Below are 24,637 nucleotides of genomic sequence, written 5' to 3' on the forward strand. Positions count from 1 at the left end.
GAATTTTTAGGTTCTTTTATTGCTAATTTATTACCAATTTTCATTATCGCCGCCCCCTTAAATTTCATCGTTATACATATCAATTACAAAATCATTTTCATTATATTTTGAACTTTGATATAAATTATTGTTGTTTTCTCTTTTTCTTCTTTCATTAATACTTTCAACAAGGTATTCAACGTCATCTATTGTTTTTTCGTGTATATTAAAATTTTTAAAGTCATGATCTGATATTCGTGAATATTCTTTTAATAAATATTCTTTTAATGAATCGCCTGCTTTATCAATTTCTTGTATAGTTTGCCTGCGAATTTCGGGATTTTTGCTATCACTAGGGTATAATTTTTCAACAAATCTATTATTAAGTGCATCTGAAAATTTAAAATTTAACCTTTTAAACTGTTTAAATTTTTCCTGATCACCTTCGAGAAAATCCTTCAAAACAATTAAAAATAATCTTAACTCACCATATTCGAGTTGATACGCCTGGTTTTCATATCTATTCCTTTTATTTAGTTGTTTATTTTCATAAATATCTCACTCTTTTTCAAGTTCCCGACCAGGTTTAGATGGGTACTGAATTTGTTTTTTTCAGCGAAAAGCGCTTTTTTCAATACCTAAGTCCTCATAAATTTTTTTCAAAAAAACGCCTAGTAATGGGTTATTTTGAGCATTTAAACTTTGTAAAAACGGTGTAAATTTGTTGACAAATTCGGTAATTTCATCACTAGAATTTTCTTTGATTTGATTTTTGTAAAAATTATAGGCAAAATCAAAGCAATTTTTGCGGTCTGAAAGTTTTTCTAAAAAACTCTCGGCACCAAAATTATTTAAATACTCATCAGGATCTTTTCCGTCAAAACCTGATATAATGTAAGTTTTAATTCGGTTTTGCGAAAGTATGAGTGCCGATTTTAAGGTAGCCTCAAGACCAGCCCGATCACCATCAAGGGCAATGACAACTGTAAAATTATTCAATAATTCACAGTGTTTTTTAGTCAAAGAAGTACCCATAAGCGCAATTACATTTTTAATATTGACCTTGTAAAATGCAATAACATCAAAAAAACCTTCAGTAATAAAAATTTCTTTGGGATTATCAGCGATTGCGTTTTTATAATTGTAGAAAATTTCAGATTTAGAAAACAGCTTACTTGATGGTGAATTTAAATATTTTGGTTCACATTTAGTATTAGGCAAGCAACGGCCCGAAAATCCAACAACTTTTCCTTCTAAATTTTCAATAGGGAAGACAATTCGATTTTGAAAAAAATCAAAACCTTGTTGATTTAAAAGTGAATAATCCTTCAAAGTTTCCTCATCAAATAATTTTGAATCAACAAGTCGCGGCTTTAAAAATGAACTTGGTGCAAATCCGATTTTGAATTTTTGAATGATTTCGCGACTAAGTCCTCGCGAATTTATAAAGTTGTAAATTTCCAATTCTTGTCGGTTTTTAGGGCTTTTTTTGGCTCTTGATGTAATTGTAAGTAGCTCTAAAAGATAAAGCGAAACTGAATTTTCAAAAGCGCGCAGTGCTTGAAGTTCAATTTCAGAATAAACTTTTACAGGTGCCAAATTATTTGCTAATTCAAGGTTTAAATTGTATTCTTTGTTGAGATATTCAACAGCTTGAAAAAAGTTTAAATTTTTTCAAAGCATTACAAAGCTAACAATATTTCCACCTTTTTGACAAGAAAAACACTTAAAAATTTGCTTAGAAATTGAAACTGACAGTGACGGATTTGTGTCCTCGTGAAATGGACAAAGTCCAACAAATGTGTTTCTTCCATTGGGCGAAAGTTGGATTGCTTGTGAAATTAACCCGTAAATATCGGTGTTTTTTAAAATATGAGCTAAAATTTGCTGCTTATTCATTTGAAGAATTTTCCTCTATAAATTGGATAATTTCGGTGATTTTTATTCTTTTTTGTTCACAAGTATCGCGAAATCTGATTGTTACACTTTGGTTTTGAATTCCTTCTTCATCGACTGTAATGCAAAAAAAAGTTCCAATTGAATCTTGATAATAATATCTTTTTCCAATAGTTCCTGTGTTTGAAAAAGTTGCGGCAATTCCGTGGCTAACAAGCATTTTTCATATTTCTTCTGCTTGAGGTGAAAATTTTTTCAAAAGCGGTAAAACCGCAACTTTATATGGGCTTAAAATAAAAGGAAATTTAAGAAAATAACGGTCTTTTTCGATGTCATGAACAAAATTTTGCTCTAAAATCGCTAACATAAGTCTGTCTAGGCCGATTGATGGTTCGATTATGTAAGGCAAAATTTTTTGACCGGTTGCAGAATCGACAAATTCAAGATTTTCACCGCTTTTAGCCATATGGTTTTTAAGATCAAAATTTCCACGGTTGGAAATTCCGATTAGTTCACCTCAGCCAAAATTGAAAAAATATTCAAAATCAGTGGTTGCTTTTGCATAATGAGCTAATTTTTCGGGTTGATGATTGCTAATTCGGATTGAATCTGCCGAAAAACCTAATTTGGATAAAAAAAGTTGAACTTTTTCAATTTCAGAGTGAAAAATTTCATCTGCTTGTTCAGGTCTGACAAAAATTTCCTGTTCTAGTTGAGTAAATTCACGGGTCCTAAAAATGAAATTTCCAGGTGAAATTTCATTTCGAAACGATTTTCCGACTTGGGCAATTCGAAGAGGCAAAGTGTTTTTAGTAAATCTTAAAAGTGATTTAAAATTTATAAAGATTCCCTGTGCTGTTTCAGGTCGCAAATATAATGTTGTTTTTTCATTTTCAACAACACCTTGTTCGGTTTGGAATAAAAGATTGAAATTTTTAGGAATAGATCAGTCAGTTTTTGATCCATCGTAATTTTCAATTTTAGCCAAATATTGCTGAATTTCTTGTTGATTTAATTTTTCAAAAATTAAATTTGGAAAATTATTTTCAAACAAATGGTCAACACGATAACGTTTTTTATTAATTTTATTTTCAACTAGCAAGTCGCTAAAGTTTTCAAGATGACCTGAGGCTTGCCAAACTTTTGGGTTTAGCAAAATTTTTGTGTCAATAAAAAAGGCATTAAGATCTTTGTTTATGAAAAAATCAGCCCAAAAATTTTCAATATTTTTAGCTAAAAGAACACCAAGGTGGCCATAATCATAAGAATTTGCTAAACCTCCATAAATTTGTGAACTAGGAAAAATAAATCCTAAATTCTTTAGATAATTAATAAAAAATTGGTAGTTTTCAAATTTGGCCATAATTTATCCTTTTAATTTTCTTTTTTATTTAAAAAATGAATCAAAATTAATATTTTTTGATGAAAATTCAGACATTCTTTTGGACATTGATTCAAACTCACTAATTAAACGGTTAAATTCAGCACCTGTTCGACCTGAACCGCGAATTATTCGATTCCTGCGAGATGGATTTTTTAAAAGTTTTGGTTTTTTTCGTTCTTCAAGAGTCATTGATGAGATTAAAATTTTATAAAGTTTCATTTTTTCCTCAACTTCATCAATCTGACTTGAATTAATTTTGCCCGATAATCCAGGAATCATTTTTATTATTTTCGAAAATTTTCCAATTTTTTGAATTTGAGCAAGACTATTTAGAAGGTCATCTAAATTAAATTGACCAGAAAACATACGATGAGACAGTTTTTTAACGGTTTGTTTGTCAATATTTTCTTCGGCTTGTTCTAAAAGCGACATTACATCGCCCATACCTAAAATTCGATCGGCGATTCTGTTAGGATGGAATAGTTCTAAGGCAGAAATTTTTTCACCTGAACCAATAAATAAAATTGGAATTTTAAGCAAATGTGTAATTGAAAGGGCCGCACCTGCACGAGCATTTGAGTCTAATTTTGTAATAATTGAGCCAGTTAAATTAATTTCTTTATGAAAAGTTTCGGCAACATTTATTATATCTTGACCAGAAAGGGCATCAAGAACAAAAAGAATTTGATCAGGTTTTACAGCTTTTTTAATTTCAACTAACTCAGTCATCAATTCAGAATTAATTGAAAGACGACCGGCGGTGTCAAAAATAACAAGGTCATAATTGTTATTTTTGCTATAAATTAGGGCATCTTTTGCAATTTCAACAGGAGTTTTTTCGATATAAAAAACATCAATTGAAACTTGTTTTCCTAATTGTTTCAATTGATCAATCGCCGCAGGACGGTAAGTATCACATGCTACTAGTAAAATTTTTTTTGAAAAATTTTTTTGCCGAGCATAAACTGCGAGTTTTGCTGTAGTTGTAGTTTTTCCTGAACCTTGAAGACCAACTAGCATTATTGTTGTTGGATTTTTGGAAAAATTAATCGGTTTTGCACTAACTCCAAGAACTGAAACTAAATTTTGGTGTAAAATTTTCAAAAATTCCTGTTGGGGATTAAGTTTGGAAGTCAGCCCGTTTGTTAAAACCTGATTTTTAACCTGAGCAATAAAGTTTTTGACAACTAATAAATTAACGTCAGCCTCAAGTAAAGCAAGACGAATTTCACGAATAATTTCTGCTAAATCTTGCTCATTAATGGTTACAGATTTCTGAATTTTTTTTAAAGATGACTGGATTCTATTGGTCAAAAAATCTAACATTTTAAAAATAGAAAATTTTTCCTAAAAAAACAGGAAAAATTTTATACCTTTCTTTATATTTTTTGATTTAAGTTTAATAATTATTTAGCTTCTTTTATTTGTGAATTAACTTCTGTATAAAAATCGACAGCTTGTTTTTCGATGCCTTCACCAACTTCAAAGCGAACAGCTTGGACTAATTTAGCAGAATTTTGTTCTAAATATTTACCAACAGTAATGGCACTATCAGTTGCTAAAGGTTGAAATTCAAGAACGAATTCTGACAATTCTTTTTCAATCTTACCACGTTTAATTTTTTGCTTAATTTCTTCAGGTTTCTTTTCAAAATTTTTATCTAAGGCAAGTGAATCTTCAACTTTTTGATTGATCTCTGCAAGTCTTTCTTGAGTAACATCGGACTCAAAATTAAATTCTGGATTTAGAGCTGAAACATGCATAGAAATATCTTTTGCAACAGTGCAATTTCCACCATCTAAAACAACAACAGAAGCAATTTGTCCGTTAGAGTGTGTATAGAGTCCAACTTTTTGTCCTTCTAAAATTTTGGTTTTTAGTACCCGACGCAAAGTTATTTTTTCACCCATAGTTGCTGTAGATTCGATTAACATTTCTGCAATTGTACGGGAATCTTGATTTTTAATAGTCAAGGCAGTTTCTAAATTATCAAAGTCATTTTCTAGAAGTAATTGGGCAATTTCACCTTGAAGTTTTACAAAATTTTGGTTTTTAGCAACAAAGTCTGTTTCAGAATTAAGTTCAAAAATTAAAGCATGTTTTTGACATTTAGTTGCTAAAACTAGACCTTCAGCGGCAATACGGTCAGCTTTTTTTAGTGCTTTTGACTTTCCATTTTCGTGAAGTCATTTAATAGCACCATTTATTTCATAATCAGAGTTTTCAAGAGCTGTTTTGCAATCAACAAAAGGAGCATCCGTAATTTCTCTTAATTCTTTAATTTTTGCTAATTTATCTATTTTTAACATTTTTTACTCCTTTTTTATTAATTATGCAATTTTAGATTCGCTAGACTGGCTAGGATTTTGTACTTTTTTATCGCCTGGTTTGCTTTTTGATTTATCAAATTTTTCAAATTTATCGAATGAATTACGGCGAAATCTTTGTTGTTTTTGCTCTTTTTCAGGATCTTCTGGCAAAATAATTTGCTCATCAGGCTGATATGCAAAAAGTTTTTTACCACCTTTTGCTGATGAAATTGCATCAGCTAAAATAGTAAAAATTAATGTGATTGATTTAGTTGAATCATCATTAGCTGGAATTCCAAAGTCAACCAAAGATGGATCAACATTTGAATCTGTTATCCCGATAATTTTAATTCCTTTTTTACGGGCTTCCTTAACTGCAATTATATCTTTTAAAGGATCGGCAACTAACATTATTAATGAAAAAAGTGGAACGTCTTTTAACCCTTTAATTCCGTTAAGATTTTTTTGTAATTTAGCTAATTGTTTTTGTTTTGAAAGTATTTCTTTTTTTGTATAACCTTCAAAATTTTCTGCTGTTTGTTGCTCAAGTTCTTCCATTGCTTTAAGACGTGACAAAATTGTACGACTGTTTGTTAAAGTTCCGCCTAATCAACGACCAGAAACGTATATTGAATTTGTACGGATTGCTTGTTCTTCAATGGCTTTTTTTGCTTGTTTTTTTGTACCTACAAAAATAAATTTAGCACCTTTTTGGGCAAATTTTTCAACTAATTTATAAGCAATTTCTAACATTTTTTGAGTTTTTAAAACGTCAATAATGTGAGTTTCATTACGCTTTCTTTTTAGTAAAAATTGTGCCATTTTAGGGTGTCACTGTGATGATTTATGACCAAAATAGACACCAGCTTCTAATAGTTTTTGCTTAGAAACGATAGGAATTTCCGTTGAGTTTTCAGTAGAAATTTCACCAATGTTCAACATTTGGCTATCTTTTTGTTCGATATTTTGGTTTTGTTTAGCTGTTGTTGCCTTATCCATGAATATTTCCTTTTGTTTGTTGTTTCTACTTAAAATTTCTAACAGATAGAACTTAAAAAAGCACATCTACCTGAATCCATTTTAATGATATTTTGAGCTAATATAAATTAAAAATTAAATTATACCATAAAATAAAAAATAAACAATAATTTAAATCATTTGATCAATATAAGCAATAAAATCAATGATTCCAGGGTATGTAAGTGCGATTTCTATGCCTTCTTTTTCTAAAAAATGAGCAGAAATTGACTTTTTTGAAAAATCGATTTTGTCTACACTTAAAATGTAAAATTTTTCAAGCTGTTTAAAAAAAATGATGAAAAATGCACAACCAAAATGTTTTCTAATTTTATGTAGATAATTGATTTGATGTTCTGGAATTTGCTTTAAATTTAAGACGTTTTCATTGGTACTTTTGGCTTCAAAGGCAACAAAAATTCCTTTGTAAATTCCATAATAATCAACGGTTGACTTTTTTAATACAAAAGCATCATTTAAAGTCAAATCTTTTTGAACTGCTTTAAAACCAATATCTAGATTTTTCTTGTGAAAAATCGCAATGTCGTTTTGGTAATAAAATTCAATTGTGTTGTTAATAATTTTTTCAAGAAACATTCCGCGGTTTTTATGATTCATATTTTTAATTAAATTTTTAAGCTTTTTTTGACCAAAAAAGGAAAAAAATGGGAAAAACAAGCAATTTTTCTCATTTTTAGCATAAAATTTAAAAATTTATTAATATTAAGCGGGATGCAGCTCCCCCTGGGTAAAAATTAAAACCTCAGATTTAGAAGCATATATAACACCGTCGGTAATTCTAAATTTGAGTTCTTCTTTTTCGTTTAAAACATACAAAACCGATGGTGAAATTATTCCGCAAAAAGGTGTGATTCCGTATTGGGCAACACGGTATCCTAGTTGTGTTTTTGCAGTAACTGAAACTGGTTGGGATTCTAAAATGATTCCTTTTTGACTAAAGATTTTAAGATTAATTGTTTTCACTTCATCCCATCTTTTTTGCCTTTTCTAATGCTTGATTAATTGTCCCAACGTATAAAAATGCTTCTTCAGGGACATTATCAAATTTGCCAGATAAAAGTTCGCTAAAATTATTAACAGTGTCTTCAATTTTAATGAACTGGCCTTCAATTCCTGAAAATTTTTGAGCCACAAAAAACGGTTGGGATAAAAAGTTTCGAATTCGGCGGGCTCTTGCAACAACTTGTTTATCTGACTCACTAAGCTCGTCAACACCCAAAATTGCGATAATATCCTGTAATTCCTTGAATCTTTGCAAAATTTGGACTACTTTTTTAGCTACTTCATAATGCTGTTTTCCAACAACGCTAGGATCTAAAGCTCTTGAAGATGACGCCAAAGGATCAACCGCAGGATAAATTCCAAGAGCAGCTATCCCACGGTCTAAAACTGTTTTGGCATCAAGGTGCGAAAATGTAGTTGCAGGCGCCGGGTCTGTGATGTCATCAGCAGGAACATAAACGGCCTGAACTGAAGTTATTGATCCCCTAATTGTCGATGTAATTCGCTCTTGAAGTTGACCCATTTCAGTTGAAAGTGTCGGTTGGTAGCCAACTGTTGATGGAATTCTACCTAAAAGTGTTGAAACCTCAGAACCAGCTTGGGTAAATCGAAAAATGTTGTCAATAAAAAGTAGAACGTCCTGATTATCTTGGTCACGAAAATGTTCGGCCATTGTCAAGGCAGAAAGAGCAACTCTCATTCGGGCACCAGGAGGTTCATTCATTTGACCAAAAACTAAGGCAGTTTTGTCTAAAACACCGCTAGCTTTCATTTCAAAATAAAGGTCATTTCCTTCTCGCGAACGCTCACCAACTCCTGCAAAAACTGAAAGTCCACCGTGTTTAGTTGCTATATTATTAATAAGTTCTTGAACTAAAACGGTTTTTCCAACTCCTGCTCCTCCAAAAAGACCGATTTTTCCACCTTTTACAAACGGAATTAATAAGTCAATGACTTTAATTCCGGTAACTAAAATTTCACTTACGGCTTTTTGCTCTAAATATGTCGGGGCAGCTGAATGGATAGGTTTTTTTTCAACTGAATCAAGAGCCGGACCGCCATCAATTGGATTTCCTAAAACATTGAACATTCGTGATAAGACTTGATTTCCAACCGGAACTGAAATTTGTGAACCTGTGTCTTTTACTTCTAAACCTTTTGATAAATTATAAGTCATTGACATTGCAATTGCACGGACAATTCCTTCGCCTAAATGTTGGGCAACTTCAAAAACGATTTTTTGATTGTCAACTTCAACTTCAAGGGCTGAAAGAATTGCAGGCATATGCTCGTTTGGAAATTGAACATCAATAACAGGACCAAAAATTTGAACTATATGACCTATATTAATCTGTTTTTTCATTTTTTCACCTACTTTTGCTACATTTTTCCGCTGATAATTTCGATAATTTCTTGGGTGATCATCGACTGGCGGCTAGAGTTTATTTCAAGTTCTAATTTTTGAAGAATATCTTGGGCATTATCTGTTGCACTTTCCATTGAAGTTCGACGGGCGGATGTCTCAACTAATTTAGATTCGATAAATATTTTTTCTAAAAGGGATTTTATATAAAAAGGAATTAATTTTTTGAGTACTTCAACTGCACTGGGTTCAAATTCAATTCCGTAGCCCTCTTGTTTTGTTTTATTTTTTGCAAAATCAAATAAGTTTATAATATTTGGCTTTGATTGAATTATATTTATAAATTTATTATAACAAATGAAAATATTTTTATATTTTTTTTCAGAAATTGCCTTATTTATTAAGTTTGTCACTTGAAGAATTGGTTCAGAAAAATTCGTCTCTTCAACTCCAGGAAAATATTCGATAATATTTTTAGGATACCTTAGTGATATGTAGTTATGAATTTTCTTGCCAAAAATAATGATTTCATCATTTTTTGTTAAATTAGGACTAATTTTTTTCAAAATTTGATTATTAAGGGCACCGCAAAAACCTAAATTTGAACCAAAAACAATGTAAAGATTTTTTTCAGAGTTTGATGCTACTAGCTCCTCAGGTGTTTTGCATAAATTTGCCAAAATATTTTGCATAATATGGTCTAAATTTTCAAAATATTCTTGAGATGACTTAAATTGACGTTTAATTTTGGGAATTTTTGAATTAGCTATCATTTCCATAACGCCAGTAATTTTTTTTATATTTTGAATTTGGGTAAATCTTGCGCGAATTCTATTTAATTTAGGCATTTTTGCTCTCTTTTATAAAAAAACCAACTAAAAACTTCGACCTGAATTAAAATTTTCAATCAACTTTGTTACTGAATTTAAAATTAAATTTAAATCGTCAGTTTTTAAATTAACATTATGATCAATTTTTTCTAAAATTGACTTAATTTCAGAATCTGTATCTAAATATTTAAGAAAAACTGACTTAAAAGATTGCATAGATTCAAGTTGCAACTGGTCAATTAGATGTTCTCTAATTAAAATTAACAGCATTATTTGCTGAATTTGGGAAAAATGTTGCTGATTTTCTTGTTTTAAAAGTTCATAAATTTTGTTCCCACGGTCAAGAATTAACTGCGAACTTGGTCCTAAATCAGATCCAAATTGTGCAAAAGCCTTAAGTTCATTATATTGTGCCAGTTCTAATTTTAATGATGAAGAAGCTCATTTCATCAATTTAGATTGAGCTGCTGAACCTACCCGCGAAACTGAAAGACCTATATCAATTGCCGGTTTTTGCCCTGAATTAAAAAGATTGTCGCGAACAAAAATTTGACCGTCGGTGATAGATATCACATTTGTAGGAATATAAGCTGAAATATCGCCAGCTTGAGTTTCAATTATTGGCAGAGCGGTGATCGAACCGCCACCTGTTTCATCAGATAATTGCGATGAGCGTTCTAAAAGGTATGAGTGCTGGTAAAAAATATCCCCAGGAAAAGCTTCTCTTCCAGGTGGCCTTCTTAATAAAAGTGAGAGCGTTCTATATGCAATAGCATGTTTTGATAAGTCATCATAAATTATCAAAACATCTTTGCCTTTATGCATTCAATATTCGGCAATTGAGGTTCCAGAATATGGGGCTAAATATTGTAAAGGTGATAATTCACTAGCTCCTGAAACCACAACTGTTGTATAGTCAAGGGCACCTTTTTTTTCAAGAAGGGCAACAATTTGGGCTACACTTGAATTTTTTTGGCCAATTGCAACATAAACACAGTAAACATTTTTGCCTTTTTGGTTTAAAATTGTGTCAATAGCGATTGTTGTTTTTCCAGTTTGACGGTCGCCAATTATTAGCTCACGTTGTCCTTTTCCAATCGGAACTAGTGAGTCAATTGCTAAAATTCCGGTCTGAAGTCCGCGGTCGACACTTTTTCTGTCCATTATTGAAGGTGCATTTGTAAAAATTTCAGATTTTATACTATTGTCAAATTCACCTTTTCCATCAATTGGATGACCAAGTGCATTAACAACACGTCCTAAAAGTTGATCACCAACTGTAATTGAAATGACAGACTTTGTTCTTTTGACAGTTGAGCCTTGAAAAACAGAGTTTTCATTTCCCATAATAACAACACCAATTAAATCTTGCTCAAGATTAAGTGCAATTCCAAAAACACTATTTTCAAATTGAACAAGCTCACCAAATTTTACTTTTTCAATCCCAGAAACAAGCGCAACTCCATCTCCAACAACAATAACTTTTCCAATATCATCATGTTGAATTTTGGATTCGAAATTTTTAATTTCATTTTTAATTATTGCGGTTAAATTTATATCTTTATTCATGTTAAAAAACCTTTAAAATTTATATATTTTTTATAAGTTTTTGCTTGAGTGAGCGCAACTGTGATGAGAGTGAATGTTCAAAAATATGGTTATCAATGCTTATTTTGATTCCAGAAATTAATTTTGGATTTACTTTTGGTCGTAAAACTATTTTTTTATTTAATTTTTGGGAAATTAAGTCTTCAAATTTAGCAATTTCTGATGGTGACAGTGGAAATGCGCTTTGAATTTGACCCCAACTTTGGCCTAAATAAGCATTTGCAAGCTTTATAAATTTAATTAAAATTTGATTATAATGTGAAAAAAGATTGTTTTTGCATATTACTTTAAGAAAATTTATCATATAAGTGTCAATTTTTGAGTCAAAAATTTTTTCTATCAAAGTATATTTTTCACTTTTTGAAATAAAATGTGACGTCAAAATCGAAATTAAAGAAGAATTGGCGCTAACTAAATCAATTATATAAAAACTATCATTTATAAATTGATCTACTTTTTTTTCAGATATTGAAATTTCTAAGAGCGACTCAGAATATCCATAAATATTTTTTACCTGTGGGTGCATTTTTATTCTCTAATATTTTTCTCAGATTTTAGCAAATTTTCTAGATCTAAAACCATTTTTTCGTGTAAGTCTTTGTTGTTTTGCTCTTGATTTATCAAGAATTTTTTACTTATATCAGCAGCAACATTAATAATATTTTCCTGATATTTTTTTACAATTTCTTTTTCATATTCGGTTAAAACTTTTTGACCTTCAGAAATAAGGCGACGAGCTTCTTCGGTGGCTTGTTTTTTAGAGTCTTCGATAAGCTTATTTGCCTCAAGTTGAGATTCATGTTTTAAATCAATGCAATATTGCTTTGTTTCTTCTAAATGATTTTGCGATTGTTTTGCTAATTCTCTAGCTTCATTATTTGATTGAATTGTTGAGTCGATGTGATTTTGGAGAAAATCTTTACGTTGTTTGATATATTTTTTAAGTGGACGATAGACAAAATAAGTCAAAACTAAAAATAAAACTAAAAAACTAGCAAGTGTTGCAGCAACTACATAAACATTAGGGATTATCCCTTTAAACAATTCGCTTAATGATTGATTAATACTTGGTTGCATTTCTTACAAATTTTTTGGATTAACCTTGTACGAAAATTAGGATAAAGGCAATTAAAAGCGCGTAAATTGATGATGTTTCTGCAATAGCTGTTCCAATTATTAACACACGAAAAACTTTTTTTTGTGCTTCAGGATTTCTTGCAATAGCATCACAAGCTTTTCCAACAGCATAGCCTTGACCAGCACCAACACCGATAACTCCGATCATTGCAAGTCCAGCACCTAAATATGCAAATGCAGTCGCATTTAGTCCTGAATTAGCAGTGTTAACTGCAGTTTCTTGAAAATTTTGAACAACTTTTTGCGAGAAATTTATAACAGATTCCATTTTTTTCCTTTTTTTATAATAAATCTATAATAGCTTAATTATTTTGTTTCCAAAATAATTAAGTTTGAACAATGTTCAATGTTTTTTGTTCAGTTTTTTGCTTTTGTGGTGGGTGAATTACTTCCATTCCTCAGTATGAAACAGTTAGAATTACAAAAATAAATGACTGTATCAACGAGCCGATAATATCAAAATAGATAAGAAACGGTGGGAAAATTAATACAACCGGTAAATTAAAATTACCAAAAGCACCTAGCGGGATTTTTTGGTAAAGTCAAAGAACACCTGAATAAATAATTAAAAAGAAAACAGAACCTGAAATTATGTTCCCATACATCCTGAAAGAAAGTGAAATTAATGGAGCGGGCGCCCCTATTATTTTGAGTGGATTTTTTGCAAATTCAAGTATATAATATCTTTTTGCAAAAATTGATCCAACAACAAAAATCCCTAGTCAACTAATTATCGCTAAACTTAGGGTTACCGAAATTGAAGTAGAAATTGGCTCAAGACCTGCCAGTGATAATAAATTACCTAATAAAAAAAAGGTAAAAAGAGAAAAAACGTAAGGTTTTGCTTTATTTACATAACCTTCACCGGAAGACTCAACAAGATCATCAATAAATAAAAAGTATGATTCTGCAAATAAAACTATTGCTGAAGGAGCTTTATCAACTTTTGCTTTTTTTATGTGAAAAAAGATAATAATTGATAAAATTATTACAAAAATAACTAAAATAAAAAGAGTAAATAATTGCGGTTGATTTCAGTGTGAAAAAAAATCCATTTTTACTCCTTTATTTTTTTGCGCTTTGATAATAAAAAATAAATTATAGCACTAATTGGAAAAATTGTATAACCAAAAATAAAAGAAATTATATTTATTGGTCCAAGTAAAAAATCCAAGTTATTTTCAGCAGCTCTTTGAAATGATTTATTAATAAAAAAAATAGCTATCAAAATTCCAGCTTGAAACAAAATTAATATAATATAAATAAAAAAAGCAAAAAATGAAGAGGTTTTTTCTTTATTTTTTGCTTTTTTTGTGATGGCGCTAAAAAATAAGTGTTTTGAAAGCAAAAAGGATGCAACACTAAAAAAAGAGAAAAATCAGCCTAAAATTAGTGTGTAATTTCAAATTGCAACCAAAGATAAAATTAGTGCAATTGCTAAAAAAATCTTAAAATAGAAGTAATAAAAATATTTCATTGCTTTAAATGGCCTAATTTTTAAATGATTTTAGCACAACTAATTTTTTCAAACCTATTTTTTTATTTACACTTGCAATAATATTCTTAACTTTTGGACTTGTATTTAACATACTTATATCATAATCAGAAATTTTTGACAAACAAATTCCAAACCCTAATAATAATGAAAAATCATCGATTTTGTTTGCAAGTGCAATTAAATTATTGTACAACAAATCATAATTATTTGAAGGTTGAGATAAATCTGTAAAAAAACGGTTTTGTTCTTTGTTTTTTAGCTTAAAATATACTTCAACACGGTTTGCCCCTTTGTTAAACTGGTCTAGTTTGGCGACCAAACTTGGTAAAAATTCTGAAATTAAAAGTAGAGTTTCTGTTTTTGTTGGACTAGCATAAGGCGAAAAAGTGCGAAAATGTGAGGCACTTTTAAAATTCTCAGGCTTGTTTGAAACAATATTGTCACCTGTTGAAGTCAAGGATTGAAAAAATCCATAACGCTGAACGCCTAAAACTTGAATAATTTTTTCATTATCAACTCCAGCTTTTACTAGATCATTGATGGTAAAAATTCCAATGTTTTTTAGTTTTTGAGCCGTGACCATTCCTATTCCAAAAAGTTTTTCGATTTTTTGGGAATAAATAAGCGGTTTGATTTTATCCCTTGAAATAACAGTGATTTTTTCTCGTGTGTGTTTGGCTAAATTTGTGGCCATTTTTGCTAATAATTTATTATGAGCAACGCCGATTGAAATTGGTAATTTAAGTTCTTTGTGCACTTTTTTCTTAATATAGTGCAACATTTGATAAATTGTCTTAAATTCTCGAAAATAATCAGTCAAATCCAAAAAACACTCGTCAATTGAGTAAATTTCAATTTTTTTTGTAAAGTTTTTAGTGATAAAATCAAAAAATTGCCTTGACAAAAAGCGATAATAAGCCAAATTTGGTTCGATTACGACCAAATTTGGGATCTTTTTTTTAATATATATGGTTTTATCTGTGATTTTGAAGCCTTTTTGCTTGACCTCTTTAGAAATAGAAACAGCCATTGCAAAATCCTCTTTTCGAGAAATAGCAATTGGCTGGCCTTGTAATGTTGGATCAAGTCTAATTTCTGATGAGACAAAAAAAGTATCAATATCAATGTGGGCAATTATTTTTGGCATATGACAAAAATAATTATACTATTATTTTATTTTTTTACAATTTAGCACTAAATATCTTGATATAGGCTAATTTTATAATTTCGATTTAATTTATTCTTTTTATATTTTCAGAGAATTTCTATATAAATTGTTTGCTGATTTTCATCAATTTTGTACCGAAAATTCAAAGATCCAAATGATACTTTAACTTTTGAAATAATTTCTTTGATAACATTTTCAACTAGTCACTCATCAATATAAACTTTTCCTTGTTTTACTTTTATTGTATCGTAAAAATCATTGGCATAAATATTGGGAAAAACATCGTTTTCTTTGTATTCTGACTCATTTTTGACTTCAAAATCTAGTTGTTTTTTTAAGGGTGATAGTGATTTTTCAACTCTTGAGTTATACAAGTATCAACCTAGAATTCCGCCGCCGACAATAATTCCTGTTGCAAGAAGACCTGATAAAATTTTAGCAGTAATTTGCATCTATTCTTCTAACTGATTTTCTTCATCCTCTTTAAAATTAGTAAAAGAAAGATCTCTGAGCTGCTCAATTGTTAAAAAATTAGTTGCAACATATTTAAAATCTTGATTAGAAATTTTAATTTCGTCAGATTTTATAAAAGGAGTCGGATAATTTGTGATTTTCAGACGGTAAATTCCTTTTTTCTTTTCATAGTCAATCAATTTTTTGTGTATTTGTTGCGAAAAACCAACACTGATTTTTTCAAAATCAGAATTAATTGACATTTCAACTTTTGGATTTAAGTATCCTGAAAAATTATAAGGAATAATGAATCCTTGTTGGGAAATTTGTGAATTTCCACTAAAAACAACCCGTTCTTTTGAATCATAAAAGGTACTTGAAGTTATAAAAATATCCCCAATTATGTATTTTCCCTCGACAATTTCAGGTTTTGTGTTTTTATTATAGATATCTGGGCGAAATTGGAAGGATAAATTTAAAAAATTTTTTGCTGCTGTGGCTGATTTTATTGGCAGATTTGTCAATTTTAAGTCAGAAATATTGATCTGGCGATCGATATTTCCGGCATGAAAAGTCTCAGGATCAACCCCAACCTTAAAAATATTTATATTATGTTTTTCTTGAATAAATTTAACAGGGAAAAAATAAACTGTTTGTTCGTCGATTTTTTCATAAGTTTTAGAAAATTCAAGCGAGGCATCAGCTCCTAAATTTGCCATTTTTATTGACTTTAATAGTTTAAAGCCAATCCCTTGATTTTGGATAGAATATTCTTTGCGTACATCTGAAAAGTTGCGGATTTTTACCACATTGTCAAGCATCATTTGTTGCTCGTTATGTTTTGTCAAATACACTAAAATATTATCTATTTTTTGAAATTTGTCAGCATTATCCTTACTTTTTTCGCCATCAAGGCCGCCAAAAGTAAAAATTGCTTGATTAAATCGCTCGGGCAATAAATCTAAAACTTTTGGGCCTGCAGGAATTGAATTATTTACTTGAACATAAACATCCACTTTTCCCGGTATTTTTGAAAAAACAGTAACAATTACTGTATATCTGTTTGAAACAATGTCGCGCTCGATTTTTACAAATTGTCTAATTCCATTAGGTGATGAATTTGATGCATAATTAAAAGAAATTTGGCCATAGCTTCTTGCAATTTGAATTTCAGGGCTTTGGCTTGGAATAAGATCTAAATTCATAAACTAAAGATTTAAAATTATAATAAATTGGTCGATTGCTTTGTGCATATTTTTATAATATGTTGATTTAGACCAGTATTTTTTAATTCAGTTACGGTCATTATCAATAAATTCTTTGATTAAAAGCTTGGTATATCTAGGTTCTAAGAGTGAAAGAGCTCTATCAATCGCTGAAATTGGTAAATCATCATTTTTATTTGTAATTCCTAAAGTTTCATAAACTTTTTCTTTTTGTGAATGGAGTTTATTAGTTTTATGGTATAGGAATAAAAAAGCAACTAGTGATTTTTTTTGAACAAATGTCCATTCTGATGGATCTTTTAATTTTTTACGCAATGATCTTGCAGGTTTACGGAAATCATCCATTTTTATATCTCCTGTAAAAATTAAATTAAATTAGCTCAAAAAAATTAATAAAGGTCAAAATATTTTAACTTCATTGAAATTCAAAATTATAAATTTTAACAGTGTCCCCTGATTTTATTCCTAGTTTTAAAAGTTCATTTCACAAGCCGATATTTTTAATTTTCGAGTTAAATCTAAAAATATTTTCCTGAGAATTTAATGGTATTTTATTAACTATTTTTTTAATTAACTCACCACTAACCTCGTAAAATCCTGGAAATTTATTAGTAATTAGAAATGGTGCCTCAAGATTATATTCAACAAAATCTTCCTTTTCTTCTGTTTGTTCAATATTTTCGGTTTGATTTGCTTGCAAAATAAGTTCAAACATTTTTCTCTTAATATTTTGAATTTCAACACTGTTATTTGAAATCAAACTGGCTTCAATTACGGGAATTTCGGGAAATTCTTGTTGAAAAAGTTCAAAATTTTTTTTAAAACTGGGTAAATCAGATTTATTTGCTATTATTATTTGGTTTAGTTTTAGTAATTTTTGGCTAAAATTAGCTAGCTCGGCATTAATACTTTTAAAATCATCAATCGGGTTTTTTTCTGGGCTACCAAAGTCAATCACATGAGCAATTGCCCGGCAACGTTCGATATGTTTTAAAAAAACAATTCCCATTCCTTTTCCCAAACTTGCTCCTGAAATTAAACCGGGTAAATCCGCGACAACAAATGAATCATTGTAAGATTTTACCATGCCCAGTTGCGGAACAATAGTTGTAAATTCATAATTAGCAATTTTGGGTTTAGAGTTAGAAATTAATGATAAAAGTGTCGATTTTCCGGCATTTGGTTTACCGACTAGACCAATATCAGCCATGACTTTGAGTTCAAGTTGAAGAACTAATTTTTGACCTTCTTCACCGTTTTCAGATATTCGGGGCGCTTTATTTCTTGAATTCTTAAAACGGGTGTTGCCCTGACCGCCTTTGCCGCCACGGGCAATCAAATATTTTTTTTGAGTTACTACATCACAAATCAAAGTGTTTTTTGAAAACACTTGTGTTCCAAGGGGAACTTTTACAAAAATATCCTTGCCATTAGCTCCGGTCCTATTTTTTGATCTACCATTTTCGCCGTTATTTCCGAAAATTTTTTTAGTTTGATAAAACGGAAATAACGAATTTAGACCAGAATCTCCAATAAAATAAATAGAACCTCCATTACCACCATCTCCGCCATCTGGCCCACCTTTATCAACATGAGCCTCTCTGCGGAATGATATTACCCCATCACCACCCCTACCTGCTTGAATTTCTATTGAAACTTGATCAATAAATCTCATTTTATTCCTTTCATAATTTATATTGTTCGTATAAATTATCTAATTTTTCCATGTAAGGGGTGTCGTCAAAGTATTTAGTTTCTTGTGCATTTACTCATAAAATTATAAGGTAAAGAACGAAAATTCTGTGTAATAATATTAATTTATAATTTAGTTTTCCATAGAAATTAAGAAAAATTTTTTCCTGGTCATCATCTAACCTTGCAGATTCTATAAAATATGCAAGATCAAAATGTATGTCGCCTTTTGATGCATATTCTCAATCTAAAAAATAAATTTTTTTGTCTTTTTCAACCATGTTCATTAATCACAAGTCATTATGAAGTGGTTTGGTTTTGTCCATATTTACCAAAATTTCATTGATAAATGGGTTATATTTTTCGATTGTAGGGTTTTTTATCCCTTTTTCAGCTAGAATTTTTAAATATTGTTCTACCCGAAATGCATGGTTAGATGGCGGAAAAACTAAATTTGAATTATGAATTGCCCTTAATTGACAGGCGATTTTTTCAAGCGATTCAGTGGTAATTTCGACATTAGATCCTTCAATTCATTCTCAAATAATCACTTCTTTTGAATCAGATATTAGTTTTGGAACAAAATCAAAATTTGATAAAATTGAATAATCAATTTGATGATTCATTCCATTATAAACTTTTTCTTGAATAAATTGTGAATCGTTGCGAAAAGATTTATTAGTAAAACCAATGGAAATTTTTTTCATACTATAAATTTTATTAGATTTTTAGGATTTTAAGCTAATAATTCTTGCTAGGACAAAAATAAATGTTTCTTTTTCCGCCCTAGCGTAATATTTTAAGAAAAACTGCTAATTTTTTCTTAAAATAGGAAAATTGGTCGATTTTTCCTACTTTTGAGGTTTTTTTACAAAAAAAATTAACTTAAAATAAGAAAAAACAAGAAAATTATTTAACCCAATATTTAAAAAGGACAAAAATGACTGAAATAAACGACAAATCACTATTAAAACAAGCTTTAAGTGATATTAAGAAAAAATTTGGAAATGAATCTATCATGGTTTTAGGTGAAAAACCACCAATTGACACTGAAGTTTTTTCCTCTGGAAGTATGGCCATTGATATGGCTCTGGGAATTGGCGGATTCCCAAAAGGTAGAATTATTGAAATTTACGGCCCTGAATCATCAGGAAAAACAACTATTACTTTGCATGCGATTGCCGAAGTTCAAAAGCGCGGCGGAATTGCGGCATTTATTGACGCTGAGCACTCAATTGATTCTCAATATGCAAAAAATTTAGGAATCGATATTGATAATTTAATTCTTTCTCAGCCAGATTCAGGTGAACAAGCTCTTGATATTGTCGACACATTAGCAAAAACAAAAGCTATTGACTTGATTGTTGTAGACTCGGTTGCCGCTTTAGTGCCAATGGCAGAATTGCAAGGCGAAATGAAAGATCAAGTAATTGGGGCGCAAGCACGACTTATGTCAAAAGCGCTTCGAAAAATAACTGCATCATTAAATAAAAACGGTACAACAGTTATTTTTATTAATCAAATTCGTGAAAAAGTAGGAGTAATTTTTGGAAACCCAGAAACAACCCCAGGTGGAAGAGGGCTAAAATTTTACGCTTCAATTCGTCTTGATGTTAGAAAAGTCCAACAAATTTCAACAGGAAATGATATAACAGGGCATAGCGTAAAAATAAAAGTTGTTAAAAATAAGCTTGCAATCCCGTTTAAAACAGCATTAGTTGAAATTGTTTTTGCAAAAGGTATTTCAAAATCTGCTGAACTTATTCATTTAGGAGAAGAATTAGGAATTCTTACCAGAAAAGGATCATGATTTGCATACAATGGCGAAAATATTGCTCAAGGAAAAATGAATTTGAAGCTGTTACTTGAAAATAATGAAAAATTATTTAATGAAATAAAGGAGCAAATTACCGAAAAACTTAACGAAAATCAAAAGGAAAGTTCAGAAATATAGTAAAATTATACCATAATGTTCAAAAGAGCAAAATGGATTTTTTACTATTTTTTTTTATTAATTTTCCTTGCGGGTTTTAGCGGAACTATTTACATAATATATGTTTTTCTGTCTAGAAATCTTGATTGAATCGCGATTTTAACACTTGTTTCAGTTTATAGTTCTACCTCGCTTTTTAATTTATTTATTTTGCTACAAAGAAGAAGACATGAAGCAAAAATTTCATGGCTGATCGCTTGTTCTATTTTGCCAATAATCGGACCAATTGCTTATATTTTTTTAGGGCGAAAATACTCAAATCACCAAAATGTTAAGCATTATTTTTCACAATATCAATATTTTATTGGCTCAAGTAAAACTGATGAAAAGTTGTTAGAAAAAATTCCTAAAACTGATCGAGATTTATTGGTTTATTCAAGTAAATATTTTTTATCTCCTGTTCAAAAATTTACCGGCGATTTAATTGTTGATGGTCATAGTTTTTTTGAAAAACTTTTTAACGACATTCAAAAGGCAAAAAAATTCATTTTTATTGATATTTATATTGTAAAAAACGACTTTATTTGAAAAAAATTAAAAAGATTGCTAATTAATAAGCGCAAACAAGGTGTAAAAGTTAAGATTATCGTCGATTCTTTTGGTACTTACTACATAAAAACACGGCAATGACTTGAATTAAGAAGTCAAAAAATTGAAGTTCTTTTGTTTAATGCCTTCAAAGTACCTTTTATTTCAGGTCAAAGTTTTTATAGAAACCACCGAAAAGTTTTTCTAATTGATGGAAAAATTGTATATACTGGTGGAAATAATATTTCTGAAGAATACTCAGGTTTTGATAAAAATTATGGATACTGAATGGACTTAAATCTTCGACTTGAAGGCGAAATTGTCGAAAGCTATTGCCGAAATTTCCTATTTCACTGGTCAAAGTGAGGTAAAAAAAATATTTCTAAATCTGAAATTAATAATTTTTGCAAACTTGAAGAAAACAGCATCCAGTCTACTAAAATAAAAAATTTAGGCGTTGTTATTCAAAATGGACCAAATTTACCCGACTCATTAATTGAGGGCTTTATTTTAAAAAGTATTTATTCGGCCAAAAAAAATATTAAGCTTTTTTCGCCATATTTTGTGCCAACACAAAAAATTATTGACGCACTTAAGGACGTTTTACTTGCAAAAATAGAGGTAGAAATTTTTATACCAGGCAGAAATGACATTTTATTGATCAAAACTTTTAATCACTATTTTGCATACAAACTGTTTAAAAAAGGTGCTAAAATTTACTTTTTTAAGGAAATCTTTTTTCACGGAAAAGCAATAATTATTGATGATAATATCGGAATGATTGGGACATCGAATTTAGATGCTAGATCTTTATTTTTTCAGTATGAAACCAATTTATTTTTTAAAGGTAAAATTTTAAACAAGCTTTTGAATCACATTGACTTACTTAAAAAACAAAATATTATTGTTGAAGTAAAAGAATTTAATAAAATTTCTAATTTTTTTAAGTTTTTAATTTTCTTTTTGAAAACTTTGGCTTAGAAATTAGCTTTTTATAGTATAATTTAACTTATTTTTGGTTGTTAATCATGTTAAAAACAGTTTTAGTTATTTTTATTGCGATTTTTGGTTTCCTGATTGTTTTAGTTTCGCTAATTATGTCACCACATTCAAACTCATTCTCAGGAGCGCTAATCGGTTCGAGTGATTTGGATTTATTCCAAGTATCAAAAGAACGTGGTATCAAAAAGTTCACAAAATGAGCAATGTTTATATTGGGCTTTATTTTTTTAGCTCTATCGTTAGTAATTAGGTTGTTGTAAAATTCATGGAAATTATATCTCAAGAAAAACTCAAAAATTTTCTTAAAAACGAAAAGACTTTTATTGAAATTGTTAGAAAATTTAACGTTCCTTTTGACTTAAATCAACATTTGACACACCAAATAAGCGCTTTAATTGAAAATTTCCAGGTTTTCAAAACCCTAGAAGGCAAATATTATTGACCTAAATTTATAGAAACTCGGGTTGGTATTTTCCGTGCTACCCAATCCTCGTTTGGTTTTGTTGAAGATAAACAAAATCCAGCCCAAAAAAATAATATTTTTATACCCGGAAGATTTACTGCAAATGCTCTTGAGGGCGATGAAGTCAAAATTAATATTTATGTTGACAGATTCAAAAGTGATCAATTTTTCGGTGTTGTTACTAAAATTATTCAGCGAAACACTAAGTTTTTAATTGGAAAAGTTGTTAAAAACGATAAATTTTGAGATTTTGAACCTATTAATTTTAAGGGGAATTTTTTCTTTCGTTGAAATTCAACTCAAGATCTAGAAATCAATAATTTTTATAAAGTAAAAATTATTGATTATCAAAAAAATGTGCTAAAACTAGATGTTATTCAAAAAATTGGACACAAATCAGAGCCTTTTTTACATGTAAAAATTCCTATAATTGAATCAGAAATCGCTGATACATTTAGCACAGAAGTTCTAGCTGAATCTTCAAAAATTGAACAAGAAATAAAAAATATCGACAAAAACAGAGTAGATTTACGAAATGAACTTGTGGTAACAATCGATGGCGACGATACAAAAGATTTTGATGATGCCATTTCTATTGAACAAACAAAAGAGGGAAATTTTCTCTTAAAAGTTCATATTGCAGACGTAGCCCATTATGTAAAACAGGATTCAGCAATTGATATTGAAGCCCAAAAAAGGGGAACTTCAATTTATTTGCCTCACATGGTAATTCCTATGCTACCCGAAGAATTATCAAACGGAATTTGCTCTTTGATGCCTAATGTCGACAGATTTACCATCACAATGGAATCTCTTATAAATAAAAAGGGTGAAAATTTATACATTAAAATTTACCCTTCTATAATTAATTCAAAATGGCGTCTAACTTATGAAAAAGTAAATAATTTTTTTGCTGGTTCATTTTCATTTGGTGATACAGATTTAGAAAATATGTTAAAAAAGTGTTTAAATTTAAACACTATTTTGTCAAATTTCAAGAAAAAACAAGGATATATTGACCTTGCACTTGATGAAGTTAAAATTATTTTAGACCAAGAAGGATATACACAATCCCTAAAACTAAAACGAAGAGGAATTTCTGAAGAATTAATTGAAAATTTCATGATTAGGGCAAATGAAAATGTTTCGGAGTTTTTAACCAAGAAAAAAATTCCGATTTTATACAGGATTCATGCAAACCCTGATCCTGAAAAGATAACAATTTTTAATCAAGTTATTAAATCTTTAGGCATACAACACAGCTTAAAATTAAATCCTAGTTCTAAAGAGTTTGCACATAAAATTAATCAAATAAAATTAGAAAATAACGACAATTTTCTTAAATATTCAATTTTAAGAACGATGCAAAAAGCAATTTATAGCACTGAAAACGAAGGACATTTTGGTCTTGCAGCTAGTTTTTATAGTCATTTTACTAGCCCTATCCGTCGTTATCCTGATTTATTATTGCATAGAATTATTCATAACTTTTTATTTCAAAAAAATGATGACATTGAAACTTATAAGGAAATTTTGGAAAAAAATTCCTATACAACAACCGAATTAGAACAAAAAGCATTTAATTTAGAGAGAAAAATTATAAATATAAAAAAAGCTGAATATGTCCAAAATTTGATTGGAAAATCCTTTAGAGCACAAATAACTTCTATTATTAAATCCGGATTTTTTGTTGAAATTGACGGAATGTTTGACGCCTTAATAATTAATAAAACTCTTCCTGATAGCGAAAATGATCCTTATGTGTTAGCAGAAGATAATTTTTGTTTATACAATAAAAAACATAGATTTAAATTAGGCGAATTTATCGATGTTAAAATTGAAAGCACCAATATTTGAGACGGAAAAATTAGTGCTATTTTAACCAATTATTAGTCTTATTTGTAAAAAATGCTGTAAATTACAGCGTTTTTTTAATTTCACGAGTTTCACAGTTTGATGAGACAATTTTAAAAAAGCAAAATTACAAAATATTTAAACTACCTTTTTTAGCTAAAACACTCACAAAAATCATAAAAAATACAACTACTATTTAAACTCAATGCAAAAA

At 29.6% G+C, this 24,637-nt stretch carries 25 protein-coding genes; 4 read left to right on the forward strand and 21 right to left on the reverse strand.

Going from position 1 to position 24,637, the window contains the following annotated elements; all coding sequences use genetic code 4:
* Positions 1-57: 57 nt before the first annotated feature.
* The 21 genes from dnaG to PWA39_RS03690 form a co-directional block, all read right to left on the reverse strand.
* Positions 58-1,878: a DNA primase gene (gene dnaG, locus PWA39_RS03590; RefSeq protein WP_069099112.1), complete on the reverse strand. Its 1,821-nt coding sequence runs from the start codon at positions 1,876-1,878 to the stop codon at positions 58-60.
* On the reverse strand, positions 1,871-3,238 hold the full coding sequence (locus PWA39_RS03595; protein WP_069099113.1) for a glycine--tRNA ligase: 1,368 nt from the start codon (positions 3,236-3,238) through the stop codon (positions 1,871-1,873). Before PWA39_RS03595 ends, dnaG begins: the two co-directional genes overlap by 8 nt.
* 24 nt (positions 3,239-3,262) lie before the next feature.
* Positions 3,263-4,585 carry a signal recognition particle protein gene (gene ffh / locus PWA39_RS03600; RefSeq protein ID WP_069099114.1) on the reverse strand — a complete coding sequence of 441 codons (1,323 nt, stop codon included), beginning with the start codon at positions 4,583-4,585 and terminating at the stop codon, positions 3,263-3,265.
* 80 nt (positions 4,586-4,665) lie between these two features.
* On the reverse strand, positions 4,666-5,568 hold the full coding sequence (gene tsf, locus PWA39_RS03605) for a translation elongation factor Ts (RefSeq protein ID WP_069099115.1): 903 nt from the start codon (positions 5,566-5,568) through the stop codon (positions 4,666-4,668).
* A 21-nt stretch (positions 5,569-5,589) separates the two neighbouring features.
* Positions 5,590-6,567 (reverse strand): 30S ribosomal protein S2, encoded by a 978-nt coding sequence (gene rpsB, locus PWA39_RS03610; protein WP_197724067.1) that lies wholly within the window; start codon positions 6,565-6,567, stop codon positions 5,590-5,592.
* Between the two features lie 150 nt (positions 6,568-6,717).
* Positions 6,718-7,203 carry a Holliday junction resolvase RecU gene (gene recU, locus PWA39_RS03615; RefSeq protein WP_069099132.1) on the reverse strand — a complete coding sequence of 162 codons (486 nt, stop codon included), beginning with the start codon at positions 7,201-7,203 and terminating at the stop codon, positions 6,718-6,720.
* A gap of 105 nt (positions 7,204-7,308) precedes the next feature.
* A complete protein-coding gene (locus PWA39_RS03620; protein WP_044285688.1) occupies positions 7,309-7,569 on the reverse strand; it encodes an ATP synthase subunit epsilon in 261 nt (86 codons plus the stop codon).
* Complete coding sequence (atpD, locus tag PWA39_RS03625; protein ID WP_069099116.1) at positions 7,556-8,971, reverse strand: F0F1 ATP synthase subunit beta; 1,416 nt, start codon at positions 8,969-8,971, stop codon at positions 7,556-7,558. Before atpD ends, PWA39_RS03620 begins: the two co-directional genes overlap by 14 nt.
* Before the next feature lie 17 nt (positions 8,972-8,988).
* The gene (gene atpG / locus PWA39_RS03630) at positions 8,989-9,819 is read right to left on the reverse strand and encodes an ATP synthase F1 subunit gamma (RefSeq protein WP_069099117.1); all 831 of its coding nucleotides are present in this window, start codon (positions 9,817-9,819) and stop codon (positions 8,989-8,991) included.
* A gap of 27 nt (positions 9,820-9,846) precedes the next feature.
* On the reverse strand, positions 9,847-11,370 hold the full coding sequence (gene atpA, locus PWA39_RS03635) for a F0F1 ATP synthase subunit alpha (RefSeq protein WP_044284100.1): 1,524 nt from the start codon (positions 11,368-11,370) through the stop codon (positions 9,847-9,849).
* A 19-nt stretch (positions 11,371-11,389) separates the two neighbouring features.
* Positions 11,390-11,935: a F0F1 ATP synthase subunit delta gene (locus PWA39_RS03640; RefSeq protein ID WP_069099118.1), complete on the reverse strand. Its 546-nt coding sequence runs from the start codon at positions 11,933-11,935 to the stop codon at positions 11,390-11,392.
* A gap of 2 nt (positions 11,936-11,937) precedes the next feature.
* On the reverse strand, positions 11,938-12,486 hold the full coding sequence (locus PWA39_RS03645) for an ATP synthase F0 subunit B (protein WP_069099119.1): 549 nt from the start codon (positions 12,484-12,486) through the stop codon (positions 11,938-11,940).
* A gap of 19 nt (positions 12,487-12,505) precedes the next feature.
* Positions 12,506-12,814, reverse strand: coding sequence for a F0F1 ATP synthase subunit C (locus PWA39_RS03650; RefSeq protein ID WP_069099120.1), 309 nt, complete (start codon positions 12,812-12,814; stop codon positions 12,506-12,508).
* 58 nt (positions 12,815-12,872) lie between these two features.
* Positions 12,873-13,601 (reverse strand): F0F1 ATP synthase subunit A, encoded by a 729-nt coding sequence (locus PWA39_RS03655; protein ID WP_069099121.1) that lies wholly within the window; start codon positions 13,599-13,601, stop codon positions 12,873-12,875.
* A gap of 2 nt (positions 13,602-13,603) precedes the next feature.
* On the reverse strand, positions 13,604-14,023 hold the full coding sequence (locus PWA39_RS03660; RefSeq protein WP_069099122.1) for a hypothetical protein: 420 nt from the start codon (positions 14,021-14,023) through the stop codon (positions 13,604-13,606).
* A 13-nt stretch (positions 14,024-14,036) separates the two neighbouring features.
* Entirely contained in the window at positions 14,037-15,191 is a 1,155-nt protein-coding gene (locus PWA39_RS03665; protein WP_069099123.1) for a Y-family DNA polymerase, read from the reverse strand.
* 47 nt (positions 15,192-15,238) lie between these two features.
* Positions 15,239-15,664 carry an MHO_1590 family protein gene (locus PWA39_RS03670; protein ID WP_069099124.1) on the reverse strand — a complete coding sequence of 142 codons (426 nt, stop codon included), beginning with the start codon at positions 15,662-15,664 and terminating at the stop codon, positions 15,239-15,241.
* On the reverse strand, positions 15,665-16,870 hold the full coding sequence (locus tag PWA39_RS03675) for an MHO_1580 family protein (protein ID WP_069099125.1): 1,206 nt from the start codon (positions 16,868-16,870) through the stop codon (positions 15,665-15,667).
* Positions 16,871-16,873: 3 nt separating this feature from the next.
* The gene (locus PWA39_RS03680; RefSeq protein WP_044284109.1) at positions 16,874-17,236 is read right to left on the reverse strand and encodes an MG284/MPN403 family protein; all 363 of its coding nucleotides are present in this window, start codon (positions 17,234-17,236) and stop codon (positions 16,874-16,876) included.
* Positions 17,237-17,300: 64 nt separating this feature from the next.
* Positions 17,301-18,566 (reverse strand): GTPase ObgE, encoded by a 1,266-nt coding sequence (gene obgE, locus PWA39_RS03685; RefSeq protein WP_069099126.1) that lies wholly within the window; start codon positions 18,564-18,566, stop codon positions 17,301-17,303.
* A gap of 1 nt (position 18,567) precedes the next feature.
* A complete protein-coding gene (locus PWA39_RS03690; protein ID WP_069099127.1) occupies positions 18,568-19,290 on the reverse strand; it encodes a phosphotransferase in 723 nt (240 codons plus the stop codon).
* A gap of 233 nt (positions 19,291-19,523) precedes the next feature.
* Here PWA39_RS03690 and recA point away from each other — a divergent pair, with 233 nt between their 5' ends.
* The 4 genes from recA to rnr are packed head-to-tail and all read left to right on the forward strand — an operon-like array spanning position 19,524 to position 24,462.
* Positions 19,524-20,537 carry a recombinase RecA gene (gene recA / locus PWA39_RS03695; RefSeq protein WP_044284112.1) on the forward strand — a complete coding sequence of 338 codons (1,014 nt, stop codon included), beginning with the start codon at positions 19,524-19,526 and terminating at the stop codon, positions 20,535-20,537.
* 15 nt (positions 20,538-20,552) lie between these two features.
* Complete coding sequence (locus PWA39_RS03700) at positions 20,553-22,085, forward strand: phospholipase D-like domain-containing protein (RefSeq protein ID WP_069099128.1); 1,533 nt, start codon at positions 20,553-20,555, stop codon at positions 22,083-22,085.
* A gap of 47 nt (positions 22,086-22,132) precedes the next feature.
* Positions 22,133-22,366, forward strand: coding sequence for a preprotein translocase subunit SecG (gene secG, locus PWA39_RS03705; RefSeq protein ID WP_075949690.1), 234 nt, complete (start codon positions 22,133-22,135; stop codon positions 22,364-22,366).
* Positions 22,367-22,371: 5 nt separating this feature from the next.
* Positions 22,372-24,462 (forward strand): ribonuclease R, encoded by a 2,091-nt coding sequence (gene rnr / locus PWA39_RS03710; protein WP_069099129.1) that lies wholly within the window; start codon positions 22,372-22,374, stop codon positions 24,460-24,462.
* Positions 24,463-24,637: the final 175 nt, after the last annotated feature.

Origin of the sequence: Mesomycoplasma ovipneumoniae ATCC 29419 (assembly GCF_028885435.1) — a bacterium.
Lineage (GTDB): Bacteria > Bacillota_I > Bacilli_A > Mycoplasmatales > Metamycoplasmataceae > Mesomycoplasma > Mesomycoplasma ovipneumoniae.